The sequence below is a fragment of the Paenibacillus spiritus genome (assembly GCF_008710135.1).
In the GTDB taxonomy this organism is placed as follows: Bacteria; Bacillota; Bacilli; order Paenibacillales; family Paenibacillaceae; genus Paenibacillus_AQ; species Paenibacillus_AQ glufosinatiresistens.
Genome location: NZ_VYKK01000021.1, coordinates 63,341 through 79,859 on the forward strand (window position 1 = coordinate 63,341; position 16,519 = coordinate 79,859).

The window sequence follows — 16,519 nt, forward strand, 5'->3', positions numbered from 1 at the left end:
TCAGCCCGGGGACCGCTCCCGGACCCATTGCTGAAACAGGGTATAATCCGTCTCTACCTGATCGGCGTAGAGGGAGGCCCACCGGGACAGGTAGCGGGCCATCGCCTTGCCGTCGGGACCCATGGCCCCGGCAATCTCCTCCTCGCTGTGATAGGGAAGCAGCCCTTCGGCGATATCCGAATCGGCGCGGGCGTGCAGCTTGGCCGTCAGCCGGCCCATGTGAACCACCGTCTTCTCCATATCCTCGAACGATTCGATATCTTCCAGCTTCAGCCGCTTCTTATACGCTGAGCGTTCGCGGACGTAGAAGTCCCGCCCGTCCAGGGAGAAATAGCCGAGGTACGGATCGGCACGGTGGTGCATGGCCCGCTGGGTCGCCGTCACCCGCTCCCCCTGATGGCTGAAGCGGAGCCAGAACGATTCCGAATAGGGAAGGAAGTAGGCTGGAATCGGGATGCGGACCTCTTTGGCCTCCAGTACCCGCTCGGCGCTTCCGTCCTTGTCGCGGGTTCCTTCCGGCGCAATGAGGAGGTAGTAGCGGGACAATCCGATCGAAGCGGTTCCCGATCCTTCCTTGATCGCGGCATCCTTGATGATTCCGGCGTGTTCGCGCGATTGCAGCGTCTCCAGGTAGGAGGGCCAGGCCGTTTCCAGCAGCGCCCGTTCGGCGGCTGACGGCTCCTTCAGCTCTTCATTGTCCACAAAAGCGCGCTCCTCCTGCAGCGACGCCGTCACCTGCTCCAGGAAATGCGCGGCGCGGCGTTTCTCCAGCTTGCGCAGCAGCTTTTTAACCGGGCCTCGGGCATTGTCCTCGTCCAGCTGATAGCGCCCGGGCTCCTTTTTGCCGTCGCAGAAGTCATGGATCCGCTCATAATACGCTTCGATATAGAGTTCCGCGCATTCCTCTTCCTGTTCCCGGCTCCAGCCCAGCTGGCGGCAGACCAGCGCAATGCTGACGGACATCCGCAAGAGATCGTACAGGTAAGAGCCGAGATAGCCCTCATCAAAATCATTCACATCATACACAAGCGCTCCGTTCTCGTTCCGAAAAGCGCCAAAGTTCTCGAAGTGCAGGTCGCCCTGAATCCATGTGGGCCGTTCCGGCGACGAGTGGTAGGGGAAATACTGCTGCGTCGCGTCGTAGTAGAACAGATAAGCGCTTCCTCTATAAAATGAATAGGGGCTCGCCAACATCTTGGCGTATTTCTCACGTCGTTTGCATGCTTCGAGTCCCATGATCTTCCCGTCGAATTCCTCCAAAACGGCCTCCAGCGTCATTCGGCGCAGTTCGCCGCGGGTCTTCACAACGCCTTCGGCTATGTTTCTATTGATCATCCTTGCCGCTCCCTTGACCTTCTGTCAGCCGGCGGATCTCTTCGGACGCCAGTCCGGTCAATTCGGCGACCAGAGCGGGCTCCATGCCTTTTGCCAGCATTTTCAGAGCCACGGTCTTGGCCTTGCCGGCCGCTCCCTGCTCAAGTCCTTCTTTCAGTCCTTCCCGACGGGCCCCGTTAATCATTGAGGCTTCGTCATGTAAAAATTTTTGCCGGGCCTCGTACTGCATTCTAGCCTCCGAATCCTGGCTGAGATATTTCAACGTTTCAAACGCCTTTTGAATGGCTGCTTCATTCTCCATTTCCCGCGCCTCCCAACTTGAAATGTCGCCCTCCCGCAAAAAGGTCAGCCACTTGGCGAGCGTCTTCCCCGAATGGCCTGCGGCGTCTGCCTTCAGCTTTGGCAGCTCCAGCATGTGGACTTCGATATCATCCGTCAGCGGCAGTCCGCTGCGGTCTTCCCTCAGATGGAACACACTGTGGCAGGCTGTTGTCCCGCCCAGCAGCTTGTAATTCATCAAGTTGATTGTGACGCATTTGCCGAGCGAACGATAGCCCTGCCCTTCGGCGAGCTGACCTGAATAGCGCCGGCTCCAGTAATAGAGCGTCCGCTTTTCTATATCGTACTTGTTGAACAGCTGCATTTCAATGTCGATCAGCCGTCCGTCCGCCGCCCTGGCGAAGACGTCGAAGATCGACTGTTTATCGAGCGGGGCATCCTTGTCGGTGTATGGATTCAGCAGCACGATTTCGGTCAACGGGGCCTCTAACAGCTTCGTGAAAACAACGCAAAAAGCACCGCATAATATCGGCTGATGACCGAAGTTATGCGGTGCTTCCGCGTGTGAATAAACGGATTATAACTGAATCAATGAAGGAGAGTAAAGACTTATCGTCTCCGTCGGGATACGTCCCAGGAGGGATTCGAACCCCCGACCGTACGCTTAGAAGGCGTATGCTCTATCCGGCTGAGCTACTGGGACAAAAAGCAAGCAAAAATTATTCTAGCACAAGGCAGCAGGAAAGACAATCTGTTTTTTCGCATAATCGAGCGGGTATGCTATAATCAACTGCTTGAGAGGAATTAGCGACGGACCGCTGTAAGGAGGAACCCCATGAATAAATTCCGGTCCACGGAGAAAGAGAACATCGTTCTGTTTCCCAAGACGCTGGATTATTATCAGATTCAACTGACGGTGATGCTGGAGAGCGAACGATATGGGGAAGCGATGGAGCTGCTGCATTTCCTGCTGCAATGCCAAGGTCAGGATGAACGGCACTATGAAGAATGGGGATCGCTGCTGGAGTGGCTGGAGGCAGCTTTTCCGGAGGCTGCGGGCGGGCGGGTGCCCGGGCAGCCCGAACCTGATGAGGAAGAGCCCGGCGAGCAGCAAATGGCCAGGAGTCTCGCGCTTGCCAAGCAGGAAGAGGACCGTGAGTATACGTCCAAGCTTCTGCACCGGGTTATGAACGAGCCGCTGTCGGAGTCCACGGTGCTTGCGCTGGAGCAGCTCGCCCATCTCGAAGGAGGGGAAGTGGACGAAGCGCTGACCGGCTGGATTCAGCGTCCGGGCATCCATCCCCTGCTCCAGTTCCGTACGCTTCAGACGCTGCGGCGCCGGGGCGTGCAGGGGATGGTCCGCCTTGAACGGGAGGCCGGACCCGTTGAGGTGGAGATCGAATATGTGCCTTTGCAGAACGAGGATTTCCCGCCGGCGGTTGCCCAGGTGCTGGAACGCGTAGCGGAGCAGACGGAGACGCATGAACCGACGCTGTACTATTTTGCCCAGGAGCTGTGGAGCCAATATGTAATGTCGGTGTACGGCTCGGAGGAGTACCGGTCCATGGTGGCCGGAGACGATACTCTGCTCGACCTCTGGGCAGGGGCGCTGCACCAGATCGTCTCGGAGAGCCTGAGCGGAGACCGCCGCGAAGAGGAGACGCGCTCCATGTACGGAATTACGGAGAGCATGCGGTTCCAATTTGAGCAGGCGTATCGCTCCATTGGCGGTTTCGTGAAATCTTCGATGCGGTTCTAGGTGTCTCCGACCGGCTTGCGACTTGAAAAGTCAAATAATGTTGGATATAATATGGTGGTTATTCTGTGCGTAATAGCTTGGAAATGAGCGAATCATGTGAACCTATTTGGAGGGGAAAGTATATCATGAAAGCAACCTGGGAAAAAATAGAGAAGAACCTCGGCGTTCTTGATGTTGAAGTTGATGCCGAGCGCGTCAAGGAGGCGCTGGACAAGGCCTTCAATAAAGTAGTCAAGAAAGCGAACGTGCCTGGCTTCCGCAAAGGCAAAGTGCCTCGCCCGATCTTTGAATCCCGCTTCGGCGTAGAGAGTCTGTACCAGGACGCCATCGACATCCTGCTGCCGGAAGCTTACAGAGAAGCCGTCGATCAGACCGACATCTTCCCTGTAGACCGTCCGGAAGTGGACATCGAGCAGTTCGGCAAAGGCCAGTCCTTCAAGTTCAAGGCCAAGGTAACAGTTAAGCCTGAAGTGAAGCTCGGCGAGTACAAGGGTCTGGAAGTTCCGGTCCGCAAAGCCGAAGTAACCGAAGAGGAACTCGGTGCGGAACTGAAGCGGCTGCAGGAACGCCATGCCGAGCTGTCCGTCATCGAAGACGAGCCTGCCAAGCTTGGCGACATCGCCGTCATCGACTTCGACGGCTATGTAGACGGCGAAGCTTTTGAAGGCGGGAAGGCTGAACGCCATTCCCTGGAGCTGGGCAGCAACTCCTTCATCCCGGGCTTTGAAGATCAGGTGGTCGGCATGTCTACCGGCGACTTCAAGGATGTTGAAGTGACTTTCCCAGAGACCTACCATGCTGAAGAACTGGCAGGCAAGGCTGCCGTGTTCAAAGTGAAGCTGCATGAAATCAAGCGCAAAGTTCTGCCTGAACTGGACGACGAGTTCGCCAAGGACGTCTCCGAGTTCGATACGCTGGAAGAATATAAGGCGGATCTGAAGAAGCAGCTGGAATCCCGCAAGGAGCAGGAACTGAAGGGCGAGCGCGAGAACGCCGTTGTCGAGCGCGCGGCTGAAGGCGCCGAAGTGGAAATTCCGGATGCCATGATCGACAGCGAAGTGGAGAACATGGTTCGCGACTTCGATACCCGTCTTCGCCAGCAGGGCATGAACATGGATATGTTCCTGAGCTTCTCCGGCCAGACCCGCGAAGATCTGGAGAGCCAGATGAAGGGCGACGCCGAGAAGCGCGTTCGCAACAACCTGGTGCTGGAAGTCATCGCGAAGCAAGAGAACATCACCGCTTCCGAGGAAGAAGTGGAAGAGGAACTGTCGGCAATGGCCGAAGCTTACAGACGTTCCGCTGAAGAAATCCGCAGCATCCTGGCAGCCAACGGCTCCCTGGGAAGCCTGAAGGAAGAAATCACTCTGCGCAAGACAATCGACTTCCTCGTGGAGAACAGCGTAGCAGTTGAGGCTCCGGCAGAAGAAGCGAGCAAGGAAGAAGCCAGCGCCGAGTAAGCGCTGATCTATACGCGTTCTCATCAGAACGGTCCCTGTGCATGGGGCCACATACTTGAGCGATAAGGCACGTATATTCTTTTACGTGCCTTATTTTTTCGGCTATCCGTCCCCGGAGGCTGCCGCGGACCCGGCCCGGAGGCGGACTTGAGCGAAAAATGACATCGCGACTTGAACGTGTTAAAATATTTCCGAAAAGGCAAGACTATTCCGTATAGAGAAAAGAGGTTGGTGACATGAGTCTAGTACCAATGGTTGTGGAATCGACAAACCGGGGGGAACGGTCTTACGATATTTACTCCAGGCTGCTCAAGGACCGTATCATTTTTCTGAGCAATGCGATTGACGATGATGTTGCCAATCTGGTCATTGCCCAATTGCTGTTCCTCGCTGCAGAAGATCCCGAGAAGGACATCCATCTCTACATCAATTCGCCCGGTGGTTCTGTGACTGCGGGCATGGGTATATATGATACGATGCAATACATCAAACCGGATGTATCCACGATTTGCGTGGGTATGGCGGCGAGCATGGGTTCGCTTCTGCTGACGGCGGGAGCGAAGGGCAAGCGTTACGCGCTTGCCAACAGCGAAGTGATGATTCACCAGCCGCTTGGCGGTGTCCAGGGTCAGGCTTCGGACATCTGGATTCACGCCGACTGGATTCTGAAGACCCGTCAGAAGCTGAATCAGATCTACGTGGAACGTACAGGTCAGCCCCTTGAGAAGATTGAACGCGATACGGATCGCGACAATTTCATGAGTGCGGAAGAAGCGATGGCTTACGGCCTGATTGACCAGGTTCTCACTTCACCGATTAAATCCTGAAGGGGTGGTAGAATTGTTTAAATTCAACGACGAAAAGGGACAGCTGAAATGCTCGTTCTGCGGCAAGTCGCAGGAGCAGGTTCGCAAGCTTGTCGCGGGCCCCGGCGTTTATATATGCGATGAGTGCATCGAGTTATGCACGGAGATTGTAGAAGAAGAGCTCGGTCATGAAGAGGAGCTGGACCTGAAAGATATTCCGAAGCCGAAGGAAATCCGCGACATCCTTGACCAGTATGTTATTGGCCAGGAACAGGCGAAGAAATCGCTGTCGGTAGCGGTATATAACCACTACAAGCGGATCAACTCCCAGAGCAAGGTAGAGGACGTCGAACTGACGAAGAGCAACATTCTGCTGCTCGGCCCGACCGGTTCCGGCAAGACGCTGCTTGCGCAGACCATGGCGAAGATCATCAACGTTCCTTTTGCGATCGCGGATGCAACTTCCCTGACGGAAGCAGGGTACGTGGGCGAGGATGTAGAGAACATTCTACTGAAGCTGATTCAGGCCGCCGACTACGACGTAGAGAAAGCCGAACGCGGCATCATCTATATTGATGAAATCGATAAAGTGGCCCGCAAATCCGAGAACCCGTCCATTACCCGCGACGTGTCGGGCGAGGGCGTGCAGCAGGCGCTGCTGAAGATTCTTGAAGGCACGGTAGCGTCGGTACCTCCGCAGGGCGGCCGCAAGCACCCTCATCAGGAATTCATCCAGATTGATACGACCAATATTCTGTTCATCGTCGGCGGAGCGTTCGACGGTCTGGAACAGATTATCAAGCGCCGGATCGGCAAGAAAGTGATCGGATTCAACGCAGGCGAAGGCGGCCAGGCCGACCTGAAGCCGGGCGAATACCTGTCGATGGTTTTGCCGGAGGATTTGCTGAAATTCGGTCTGATCCCCGAGTTTGTCGGCCGTCTGCCGGTTATCTCGACGCTGGAGCCGCTTGACGAGAAGACGCTGGTCCGCATTCTCTCCGAACCGAAGAATGCGCTGACGAAGCAGTACGTCAAGATGCTGGAGATGGACAACGTGGCGCTGCGCTTCGAACCGCAGGCTCTGGAAGCCATCGCCAGAGAAGCGATCAAGCGCAATACAGGCGCACGCGGTCTTCGCGCCATCATTGAGAGCATTATGCTCGACGTGATGTATGAGGTGCCTTCCCGCGATGACATTAAGGAATGCGTCATTACGGAACAGGTAGTCCAAGACAAGGCGCTGCCCGAGCTGAACCTGAAGAAAGACAAGAAGAAGGAAGAAAGCGCGTAAGCGAACCGCATAGAAACTTAACAGATCCCCGTTCGGGGGCGCGGATGCGAACGGCATTCCGCAGCCTTTCCGGCCGGGGCTGTTGCACAATTATAGACCTTAGCCTCCACCTCTTGAATGATAGGTGGGGCTTTGGCGTTATGGGGGAGAGCATTCATGTTTCTGAGACATCAGACGCGCCCGGTCAATGTGGGCGGAGTCATTATCGGAGGCAACAACGAAGTAGCGATTCAGAGCATGTGTACAACGAAGACGGCGGATGTAGAGGCGACCGTAGCCGAAATCCTGCGTCTGGAAGAAGCCGGCTGCCAGATCGTGCGCGTCACGGTTAACAATGAAGAGGCGGCTGCGGCGATCAAGGAAATCAAGAAGCGTATTCATATCCCGCTGGTTGCGGATATCCATTTCAATTACAAGCTGGCGCTGGCTGCAATTGAGAACGGAATCGACAAGGTTCGTATCAACCCGGGCAATATCGGCCGCCGGGAGAAGGTGGAAGCGGTCGTGAAGGCCTGCAAGGACAAGGGCATCCCGATCCGGATCGGCGTCAATGCCGGTTCGCTGGAGAACCATCTGCTCGAGAAGTACGGCTATCCGACCGCCGATGCCATGGTCGAGAGCGCTCTGTATCATATCGGCATTCTGGAAGAACTCGATTTCCATGATATTATCGTATCCCTGAAAGCATCGGACGTTCCGATGGCGATCGAGGCCTACCGCAAGGCAGCCGAGGTCATTCCGTATCCGCTGCATCTGGGCATTACGGAGTCCGGCACGCTGTTCGCCGGTACGGTGAAGAGCTCGGCAGGCATCGGCGCGCTGCTGTCGATGGGCATCGGAAGCACGGTACGCATCTCGCTGAGCGCCGATCCGGTGGAAGAGGTTAAGGTCGCCCGCGAGCTGCTGAAGACGTTCGGTCTGATCTCCAATGCAGCCACGCTGATCTCCTGCCCGACTTGCGGACGGCTGGATATCGACCTCTTCTCCATTGCCAATGAAGTGGAAGAGTATATCTCCAAGCTGAAGGTGCCGATCAAGGTATCGGTGCTCGGCTGCGCGGTCAACGGGCCCGGGGAAGCGCGGGAAGCCGATATCGGCATCGCCGGCGCCCGCGGCGAAGGATTGCTGTTCCGCTACGGCCAAATGATCCGCAAAGTTCCGGAAGCAGAGCTTCTGAGCGAGCTGAAGAAGGAGATTGACCATATCGTTGCCCACTTCGAGGCAACGGGCGAAATTCCGGGACGCAAAGAGCATGCCGCGGGCCTGGCTCCGGCGCAGACCGGAAGCTTCTAAGCAGAACACGCGGTTCACGAATAAGCAAGACGGCCTTGGTCCTGAATGATAGAGGACAAGGCCGTTTTGCTTGTCATAGAGAGCGGCTGCCGTGCGCCGCTGGACGCCTCTTCCGCGCCGACGCCGCCTTTGCCGAAAGAGCAGGCTTTTTGCCGGCAAAGTTTAGCTCCTGCCGAAACGGCTATACTACCTAGTAGCGATAGCCGAAAGAAACGGGAGGTAAAGAGATGGAATTGAGCTTATTGCTGATGGTCGTGCAGCTGTTCTTTGCGACGGTCATCGGCGTTTATTTCTGGAACCAGCTGCGCGGGCAAAAGACGAACAAGACGGCGGTAGAGCGGGAGTCGCGGAAGGAGCTGGAGAAGCTGCGCAAGATGCGCGCCGTCTCGCTGACCAAACCGCTGGCCGAGAGGACACGTCCGTCCGGCATTCAGGACATTGTCGGGCAGAAGGATGGTCTCAAGGCGCTGAAGGCGGCGCTGTGCAGCGCGAATCCGCAGCATGTCCTTATCTACGGACCGCCGGGGGTAGGCAAGACCGCTGCCGCTCGGGTGGTGATGGAGGAAGCGAAGAAGAATCCGCAGTCGCCGTTCAAGGCGGACGCGAGGTTCACCGAAATCGACGCTACGACGGCCCGGTTCGACGAGCGCGGAATCGCCGATCCGCTGATCGGCTCGGTGCATGATCCGATCTATCAGGGCGCAGGCGCGATGGGAGTAGTCGGAGTGCCGCAGCCCAAGCCCGGTGCCGTAACGAAGGCTCACGGAGGAATTCTGTTCCTTGATGAGATCGGGGAACTGCACCCGATTCAGATGAACAAGCTGCTGAAGGTGCTGGAAGACCGGAAAGTGCTGCTGGAGAGCGCCTACTACAATTCGGAGGACAGCAATACCCCGGCGTATATTCACGACATTTTTCAGAACGGCCTTCCTGCCGATTTCCGGCTCGTCGGCGCCACAACCCGGTCGCCGCAGGAAATTTCGCCTGCGCTCCGGTCGCGCTGCATGGAGATCTACTTCCGGCCTCTGCTGCCGGAGGAGATCGCCCTGATTGCCCGGGATGCCATCCAGAAGATTGGCCTAAGGCCCAACTCCGCTGCGGTTGAAGTGGTTCAGCAGTATGCGACCAACGGCCGGGAAGCGGTCAATATGATCCAGCTTGCCGCCGGCCTTGCATTCACCGAGGGCCGGGATACGCTCGCTGCGGCCGATCTGGAGTGGGTGGCGGGCAGCAGTCAGCTTCCGCTGCGCAGCGAACGGCGGGTGCCGTCCGAGCCGCAGGTGGGAGTAGTCAACGGCCTGGCAGTCTATGGACCCGGGATGGGGATGCTGCTGGAGATTGAGGTGTCAGCCGTTCCGGCTGAGGACGGCAAAGGGCGTCTCCATATTACGGGCGTCGTCGACGAAGAAGAGATAGGCGGAGGGTCCCGGACCATCCGGCGCAAGAGCATGGCCAAGGGATCGGTGGAGAATGTGCTGACGGTGCTCCGGGGAATGGGGCTGGCCCCCGACCGGTACGATGTTCACGTCAACTTCCCGGGAGGGACGCCGATCGACGGCCCGTCGGCGGGAATTGCGATGGCGGCGGCCATCGCTTCCGCCATTCGCCGGCTTCCTGTTGACAACACGGTGGCCATGACCGGAGAACTGGGCATCCACGGCCGGGTCAAGCCGGTCGGCGGCGTTGTTGCCAAGGTGGAAGCTGCCTTCCAGGCGGGAGCGACGACGGTGCTGATTCCCAAGGAGAACTGGCAGTCGCTCTTTGCCGATCTTTCCCCGCTGCGGGTTGTGCCGGTGGAGACGATTGAGGAAGTATTCCTGCACCTCTTCGGAGAACCTATGCGGGAGGTCCGGCTGCCGGCAGCGGCGGGAGAGACCTTCTCTTCGCCGGCTTCGGTGCTGAAAGCCGATGCTTCCGGGGAGAGCACCGCACTGTAGTCCCGGCGGCGTCCCGGTTCATAAGCGGTTCCTTGGTTGGAACCGTTGGTGTTTTATGTAACCTTTTGATAAAATACAAGGAAGCAATAAATAGTCGATTCAATTTGAACGGGAGCCGTTGGAGGTGTGAAAGCGATGGGTGCAAAACCAGGCAAGGGTCGTCGTTTTCCTTTACTGCCGCTTCGCGGTCTTCTTGTGTATCCCAGCATGGTGCTTCATCTGGATGTGGGTCGCGAGAAGTCGGTCAGAGCGCTGGAGAAGGCGATGGTCGAAGACAACTTAATCCTCCTCTGTTCTCAATCGGAAGTGAATATTGAGGAGCCGGGACAAGAAGACATCTTCCGTATCGGAACTGTCGCGAACGTCCGGCAAATGCTGAAGCTGCCTAACGGAACAATCCGCGTGCTGGTGGAAGGCGTGGAGCGGGCCGAGATCATTCATTATACCGATAACGAGGAGTACCATGAGGTTCTGGCCCGCGAGCTTCATGAAGAAGCGGCGGACGGCCAGGAGAGCGACGCGCTGATGCGCACCGTTCTGAACCAGTTCGAGCATTATATTACCCTCTCCAAAAAAGTGACGCCGGAGACGCTGGCCGCCGTCTCGGATATTGAGGAGCCGGGCCGGCTGGCCGATGTCATTACCAGTCATCTGGCGCTGAAGATCAAGGATAAACAGGAGATCCTGGAGACCATTGATGTCCGCCGGCGGCTGGAGAGGCTGCTCGACATGCTCAACAACGAGCGCGAGGTGCTGGAGCTGGAGCGCAAGATCAACCAGCGGGTCAAGAAGCAGATGGAGAAGACGCAGAAGGAATACTATCTCCGCGAGCAGATGAAGGCGATTCAGAAGGAGCTCGGGGACAAGGAAGGCCGCGCCGGCGAAGCCGAAGAGCTGCGGGAGCAGGCTGAAGAGAAGAATCTGCCGGAGAAGGTCAAGGAGAAGATCGACAAGGAGATCGACCGTCTCGAGAAGATGCCGTCCAGTTCGGCGGAAGGCGGCGTGATCCGCAATTACGTCGATTGGCTGCTCGGTCTGCCGTGGAACGACTGGACCGAGGATGATCTGGACATCGCCAAGGCGGAGCAGGTGCTGGATGCCGATCATTACGGGCTGGAGAAGCCGAAGGAGCGGGTCCTGGAATATCTGGCCGTCCAGAAGCTGGTCAAGAAGCTCAAAGGACCGATTCTCTGTCTGGTAGGACCGCCGGGAGTCGGCAAAACCTCGCTGGCGCGGTCGATCGCCCGCTCCCTTGGCCGCAAGTTCGTCCGTATCTCGCTGGGCGGCGTCCGGGACGAAGCCGAGATTCGCGGCCATCGCCGGACTTACGTCGGGGCGATGCCGGGCCGGATCATTCAAGGTATGAAGACGGCAGGATCGCTGAATCCCGTCTTCCTGCTCGATGAGATCGACAAGATGGCATCGGATTTCCGGGGCGACCCTTCGGCCGCGCTCCTGGAGGTGCTGGACCCGGAACAGAACAACACGTTCAGCGATCATTTTGTTGAACTGCCGTTCGACCTCTCCAATGTCATGTTCATTACAACGGCGAATGCGGTCCACAACATTCCGCGTCCGCTGCTGGACCGGATGGAGATGCTCTATATCCCCGGGTACACGGAGCTTGAGAAGCTTCAGATCGCGGAGCGCTATCTGCTGCCCAAGCAGAAGAAGAATCACGGTCTGGAGCCCGAACAGCTGGAAGTCGGCGAAGAAGCGCTGCTGAGGGTGATCCGGGAGTACACCCGGGAATCGGGCGTGCGGGGACTGGAGCAGCAGATTGCGGCGCTGTGCCGCAAGGCGGCCAAGCGAATCGTCTCCAGCGAGGAAGAGACGGTCGTCCGGATTGCGCCGGAAGAGGTCAAGGATTATCTCGGTTCCCCGAAATACCGGTACGGCGTGGCCGAACTGGAGGACCAGATCGGGACGGTAACCGGATTGGCCTGGACGGAAGTCGGCGGAGATACGCTGCTGATCGAGGTCACGGTAGTTCCCGGCAGCGGAAAGCTGACTCTGACGGGACAGCTTGGGGATGTCATGAAGGAATCGGCGCAAGCTGCCTTCAGCTACACCCGTTCGCGAGCGGAGGAGCTTGGCATCCCGTCCGATTTCTACGAGAAGAACGATATTCATATTCATATTCCCGAGGGTGCAATACCGAAGGATGGACCGTCGGCGGGCATTACCATTGCGACGGCCCTGATCTCCGCTCTCACCAAGCGCCATGTCTCCAAGGATGTGGCGATGACGGGCGAGATTACGCTTCGCGGGCGGGTGTTGCCGATCGGCGGACTGAAGGAAAAGTCGCTTGCCGCGCACCGCGCCGGCTACAAGAAGATCCTGCTGCCCAAAGACAATGAACGCGATCTGAAAGACATCCCGGACAGCGTCAAGCATGATGTGCAGTTCGTTCCCGTATCCCATATGGATCAGGTTCTGCTGCATGCGCTCGTCGAGAAGAGCGGGCTGCTCGGCGCAGAAGGACAGATGCCGAGTCTGCATTAACCGCATAACGGAAAGGAACCTCTATGAAAGTTACGAGTGCCGAATTTCGGATCAGTGCCGTAGGGCCTGGCCAATACCCGGAAGACGGCCTGCCGGAGATCGCCCTTGCCGGGCGGTCGAACGTGGGCAAATCTTCCCTCATCAACCGGATGATTAACCGCAAGAACTTGGCAAGAACCAGCTCCACACCGGGCAAGACGCAGCATATGAACTATTACTTGATCAATGAGAAGCTGTACCTCGTCGATTTTCCGGGTTACGGATACGCCAAGGTCTCCAAGACCCAGCGGGCCGCCTGGGGACGCATGGTCGAGAAGTATTTGAGCGAGCGGGAGACGCTGAAGCTGGTGCTGCTGGTCGTAGACCTTCGCCATCCGCCGTCCGCCGACGACAAGATGATGTTCGACTGGCTGAGACATTACAGCATTCCTTTCTGTGTGGTGGCCACCAAAGCCGACAAGATTCCGAAGACGCGCTGGCCCAAGCACATCAAGATTATGAAGGAAGCGCTGGGCGTTCTGCCGGGAGACCGCTTCCTGTCGTTCTCCTCGGAGCTGGGACTCGGCAAGGAGGAACTCTGGACGCTGATTCAGGAAGCGGCGCTTTCTCCGGAGAATGAGACGGAGCCGGCGGCGGACACAGGAACAGACACAGGAACAGACACCCAGATGCAAGCGGAGACGGCCTCCGGCGAAGAATAAGCCGGCGGTCCCCGCAGGGACAACGAAGAGAAGAGCAGTCCTTCTTACGGGAAGGATTGCTTTTTTTTGCGGGAATTCCCCAGTTTATAATGATTCTAATTTCATATATAATTCAAAAAGAGGACAAAGTTGCGGGATATTCATGTGATATACTTAACATGACCTTTTACAAATTGACAGACGATGATCAATACATCGTTTTTTGGTTTATAATAAAGCATTGAATTCGTTCCAGCGGCAATGAATTCATACTGGATCAGGAAGGTGAACTTGCACATGCACATTGTCGTCGTTGGCCTGAATTACCGTACGGCGCCCGTGGAGATTAGAGAACAGTTCGCTTTTGCGGATCAGGAACTTCCGGCGGCGCTCCGCCAGCTGATGGGTGTCAAGAGCGTACTGGAAGGTGTCATTGTGGCGACCTGCAACCGTACGGAAATTTATGTGGTGGTCGACCGACTGCATATGTGCGGATACTTTATCCGCAGCTTTATTGAGCAGTGGTTCGGCGTCAAGAGCGAGCAGTTCGCCCAACATATGTATATTTATGAAGACGACCGCGCCGTCGAGCATCTGCTGCGGGTGACCTGCGGACTGGACTCGATGGTGATTGGAGAGACCCAGATTCTTGGACAGGTGCGCAGCGCGTTCCTGAAGGCCCAGGAGGAGAAGGCGACCGCTTCCTGGTTCAACCGGCTGTTCAAGCAGGCGGTGACGCTCGGCAAACGGGCCCACAGCGAGACGTCGATCGGCGAGAGCGCCGTATCGGTCAGCTATGCGGCTACCGAGCTGGGCAAGCGGATCTTCGGTTCCTTCTCCGGCAAGAAAGCTCTCATCCTTGGAGCGGGCAAAATGAGCGAACTTACGATCAAGCATCTCTACGCGGGAGGCGCCGCCGAAGTGGTCGTCGCCAACCGGACGCTTGCCCGGGCGGCGGAACTGGCCGGGAAGTTCAACGGCCGGCCCTGCACGATGGAGCAGGGATTCGAGTACCTGCGCGAAGCCGATATTGTCATCAGCTCCACAGGAGCGGAAGGGTATGTGCTTCATGCGGACCGGATTGCGGACATCATGAAGGGCCGTCCGGCACGGCCGCTGTTCATGATCGATATTGCGGTTCCCCGCGATATTGATCCGGCAGCGGGTGAAGTGCCCGGCGTCTTCCTGTATGATATCGACGATCTCGAAGGCATTGTCGAGAGCAATCTCGAGATGCGGCGGACCGAAGCGGTGAAGATCGAGCGCATGATCGCCGAAGAGGCCGCCGACTTCCGGCATTGGCTGAAGACGCTCGGCGTACAGCCGGTGATCCGCGCGCTTCAGGATAAGGGCAACCATATCCATGAGGAGACGATGAACAGCCTGTTCAACAAGCTGCCTGAACTGGACGAGCATCAGCGCAAGGTGATCCGGCGGCTGACCAAGAGCATTGTCAACCAGATGATGCATGAGCCGATCAATGCCATCAAGGAAATGTCGGGCGGCAAGCACGGCAATGAAGCGATTGATTATTTTACCCGAATCTTTGCGCTTGGAGAGCAGGACGGTTCCGAGGCTTCGGAAGAGAGCGACAGGGCCGCTGCGCTCCGCGCCCAAGGAACGGGTTCAGGCGCTGCGGCGCTGCCCGTTACTCTGGCGCCTGCCGGCCTGTAGGGCGGTGGGATGGCCAGTGACATTGAATGAAGTGTATGATACCGCGCTTACGGTGTATGCCCTGGGCCTGCTGTTTGTATTCACGGACTGCTTGAGAAGAAGCCCGGGCTTACAACGGGCGGGCGCAGGGCTTCTTGTTGTCACAGCGGTGTTTCAACTGACCGGCCTCGGCTATCGCTGGAAGGAGAACGGGGGATTGCCGATCTACACGCCTTATGACTTCCTGTTCGGCTTCTCCACGGTGATTGTGTTCGTATCGCTGGCGCTTGCCTGGAGACGGCGCTCGGAATTCACGGTGCTGCTGCTGAGCGTGGCGGGCTACAGCGCTTTTCTGCTCAACCGGGTATGGCTGACGGCCGAAGATCATACGCTGCAGAGCTGGAGCGCCGTTCACGGCTGGCTGGCGGTACATATTATATTGGCCAATCTGAGCTTCGCGGCGCTGACGCTGGGAGCAGTCTTTGCTCTCATGTATCTCTTCCTGCATGCCCGGCTCAAGAAGAAACGCTGGGACGACCGCGTCCGCCGGCTGCCGAGCCTCGAACTGCTGGACCGTTATACGTACGGATCGGTGCTGGCCGGTACGCCGCTGCTGGCGGTGTCCCTGCTGGCGGCGGGGTTTTCGATCGTATCGGAAGGGCGTCTGCCGCTGCTGCGCGATCTCAAGGTGTGGACGACGCTGATCGGCTTCGGCGTTTTTGCGGCATACTTGCCGGTGAAGCGCAGAGGCCGGATCGGCGGCGTGGCGATGGCCCGCTGGGCGGCGGCCGGCTACGGCTTTATCATTTTGAATTTTCTGCTGAATTCCTGGTCGAATTTTCACCAGTGGGGCGGGGAGTGAACGCATGGCGGTCTATTTGCCGATTATGTTGGACTGCCGGGGCCGGCGCTGTCTGGTCGTGGGAGGCGGAGCGGTCGCTGTCCGCAAAATCAGGAGCCTGCTGGAAGCGCAGGCTCTGGTGACGGTGGTAAGCCCCGCGCTTGCGCCGGGGCTGGAAGAGCTTGCCGCCGCGGGCGCCGTCGATTGGAGACGGCGCGCGTTCGCGCCGGGAGACACGGCGGGCGCCTGGCTGGTGTTCGCGGCGACCGGCGACCGGGAGGTCAACGCCGCGGCAGTCCGCGAGGCGAAGGCCGCGGGCATACCGGTCAGCGCCGCGGACGATCCGGAAGCGGGCGATTTCATCAGCCCGGCGGTGGTGCGGCGCGGCCGTCTGACGGTCGCGGTGTCCACTTCGGGAGCCGGGCCGGGAGCCGCGGCGGGCATCGCCGCCGCGCTGGAGGACTTTCTGGGCGAGGGCTACGAGCCCTACCTCGACTGGCTGCACCGGATGCGAAGCGAGATCAAGCGCCGGGAGCCGCGGCCGGAAATCCGGCGGAAGCTGCTGCGAAAGCTGGCTTCACCGGAAGAATTTGAAGCGTTCCAAGGAAGAGACTGGATGGCAGAAGAGTGGAGTCCGGAGCGGATTGAGGCCTGGATGACCGAGAATCGGGAGGAATAGC

The 16,519-nt window shown here is 57.9% G+C and carries 13 protein-coding genes and 1 tRNA gene; 11 read left to right on the forward strand and 3 right to left on the reverse strand.

Annotated features, from left to right (window positions below; translation table 11 throughout):
- The 3 genes from F4V43_RS14685 to F4V43_RS14695 form a co-directional block, all read right to left on the reverse strand.
- Positions 1-1,335: a DUF2252 domain-containing protein gene (locus F4V43_RS14685; protein WP_150459004.1), complete on the reverse strand. Its 1,335-nt coding sequence runs from the start codon at positions 1,333-1,335 to the stop codon at positions 1-3.
- Positions 1,325-2,143: an Rpn family recombination-promoting nuclease/putative transposase gene (locus tag F4V43_RS14690; RefSeq protein WP_150459005.1), complete on the reverse strand. Its 819-nt coding sequence runs from the start codon at positions 2,141-2,143 to the stop codon at positions 1,325-1,327. The genes F4V43_RS14685 and F4V43_RS14690 overlap by 11 nt, the downstream gene beginning before the upstream one ends.
- A gap of 100 nt (positions 2,144-2,243) precedes the next feature.
- A tRNA-Arg gene (locus F4V43_RS14695) sits at positions 2,244-2,317 on the reverse strand.
- Positions 2,318-2,449: 132 nt separating this feature from the next.
- Between F4V43_RS14695 and F4V43_RS14700 the strand changes: the two genes are divergently transcribed.
- The 11 genes from F4V43_RS14700 (at position 2,450) to F4V43_RS14750 (ending at position 16,518) form a co-directional block, all read left to right on the forward strand.
- On the forward strand, positions 2,450-3,373 hold the full coding sequence (locus F4V43_RS14700) for a hypothetical protein (protein WP_191089599.1): 924 nt from the start codon (positions 2,450-2,452) through the stop codon (positions 3,371-3,373).
- Between the two features lie 125 nt (positions 3,374-3,498).
- Complete coding sequence (gene tig / locus F4V43_RS14705) at positions 3,499-4,833, forward strand: trigger factor (RefSeq protein WP_150459006.1); 1,335 nt, start codon at positions 3,499-3,501, stop codon at positions 4,831-4,833.
- Between the two features lie 236 nt (positions 4,834-5,069).
- Complete coding sequence (clpP, locus tag F4V43_RS14710) at positions 5,070-5,660, forward strand: ATP-dependent Clp endopeptidase proteolytic subunit ClpP (protein ID WP_150459007.1); 591 nt, start codon at positions 5,070-5,072, stop codon at positions 5,658-5,660.
- Between the two features lie 13 nt (positions 5,661-5,673).
- Positions 5,674-6,930: an ATP-dependent protease ATP-binding subunit ClpX gene (gene clpX / locus F4V43_RS14715; protein WP_150459008.1), complete on the forward strand. Its 1,257-nt coding sequence runs from the start codon at positions 5,674-5,676 to the stop codon at positions 6,928-6,930.
- A gap of 156 nt (positions 6,931-7,086) precedes the next feature.
- Positions 7,087-8,223: a flavodoxin-dependent (E)-4-hydroxy-3-methylbut-2-enyl-diphosphate synthase gene (gene ispG / locus F4V43_RS14720; RefSeq protein WP_150459009.1), complete on the forward strand. Its 1,137-nt coding sequence runs from the start codon at positions 7,087-7,089 to the stop codon at positions 8,221-8,223.
- A 227-nt stretch (positions 8,224-8,450) separates the two neighbouring features.
- Positions 8,451-10,160 carry an ATP-dependent protease LonB gene (gene lonB, locus F4V43_RS14725; protein ID WP_150459010.1) on the forward strand — a complete coding sequence of 570 codons (1,710 nt, stop codon included), beginning with the start codon at positions 8,451-8,453 and terminating at the stop codon, positions 10,158-10,160.
- Positions 10,161-10,295: 135 nt separating this feature from the next.
- Positions 10,296-12,665, forward strand: a complete 2,370-nt coding sequence (gene lon, locus F4V43_RS14730) for an endopeptidase La (RefSeq protein WP_150459011.1) — start codon at positions 10,296-10,298, stop codon at positions 12,663-12,665.
- A 23-nt stretch (positions 12,666-12,688) separates the two neighbouring features.
- Entirely contained in the window at positions 12,689-13,366 is a 678-nt protein-coding gene (yihA, locus tag F4V43_RS14735; RefSeq protein WP_150459012.1) for a ribosome biogenesis GTP-binding protein YihA/YsxC, read from the forward strand.
- A 276-nt stretch (positions 13,367-13,642) separates the two neighbouring features.
- Positions 13,643-15,019 carry a glutamyl-tRNA reductase gene (gene hemA / locus F4V43_RS14740; protein WP_150459058.1) on the forward strand — a complete coding sequence of 459 codons (1,377 nt, stop codon included), beginning with the start codon at positions 13,643-13,645 and terminating at the stop codon, positions 15,017-15,019.
- Between the two features lie 16 nt (positions 15,020-15,035).
- Positions 15,036-15,860, forward strand: coding sequence for a cytochrome c biogenesis protein CcsA (ccsA, locus tag F4V43_RS14745; protein ID WP_223879909.1), 825 nt, complete (start codon positions 15,036-15,038; stop codon positions 15,858-15,860).
- A 4-nt stretch (positions 15,861-15,864) separates the two neighbouring features.
- A complete protein-coding gene (locus tag F4V43_RS14750) occupies positions 15,865-16,518 on the forward strand; it encodes a bifunctional precorrin-2 dehydrogenase/sirohydrochlorin ferrochelatase (protein WP_150459014.1) in 654 nt (217 codons plus the stop codon).
- Position 16,519: the final 1 nt, after the last annotated feature.

Excerpts from the sequence above, each read along its gene's own strand:
- tig (WP_150459006.1), top strand. The coding sequence starts at position 3,499 with ATGAAAGCAACCTGGGAAAAAATAGAGAAGAACCTCGGCGTTCTTGAT.
- F4V43_RS14750 (WP_150459014.1), top strand. The coding sequence starts at position 15,865 with ATGGCGGTCTATTTGCCGATTATGTTGGACTGCCGGGGCCGGCGCTGT.
- hemA (WP_150459058.1), top strand. The coding sequence starts at position 13,643 with ATGCACATTGTCGTCGTTGGCCTGAATTACCGTACGGCGCCCGTGGAG.
- lon (WP_150459011.1), top strand. The coding sequence starts at position 10,296 with ATGGGTGCAAAACCAGGCAAGGGTCGTCGTTTTCCTTTACTGCCGCTT.
- F4V43_RS14685 (WP_150459004.1), bottom strand. The coding sequence starts at position 1,335 with ATGATCAATAGAAACATAGCCGAAGGCGTTGTGAAGACCCGCGGCGAA.
- F4V43_RS14700 (WP_191089599.1), top strand. The coding sequence starts at position 2,450 with ATGAATAAATTCCGGTCCACGGAGAAAGAGAACATCGTTCTGTTTCCC.
- yihA (WP_150459012.1), top strand. The coding sequence starts at position 12,689 with ATGAAAGTTACGAGTGCCGAATTTCGGATCAGTGCCGTAGGGCCTGGC.
- lonB (WP_150459010.1), top strand. The coding sequence starts at position 8,451 with ATGGAATTGAGCTTATTGCTGATGGTCGTGCAGCTGTTCTTTGCGACG.
- ispG (WP_150459009.1), top strand. The coding sequence starts at position 7,087 with ATGTTTCTGAGACATCAGACGCGCCCGGTCAATGTGGGCGGAGTCATT.
- clpP (WP_150459007.1), top strand. The coding sequence starts at position 5,070 with ATGAGTCTAGTACCAATGGTTGTGGAATCGACAAACCGGGGGGAACGG.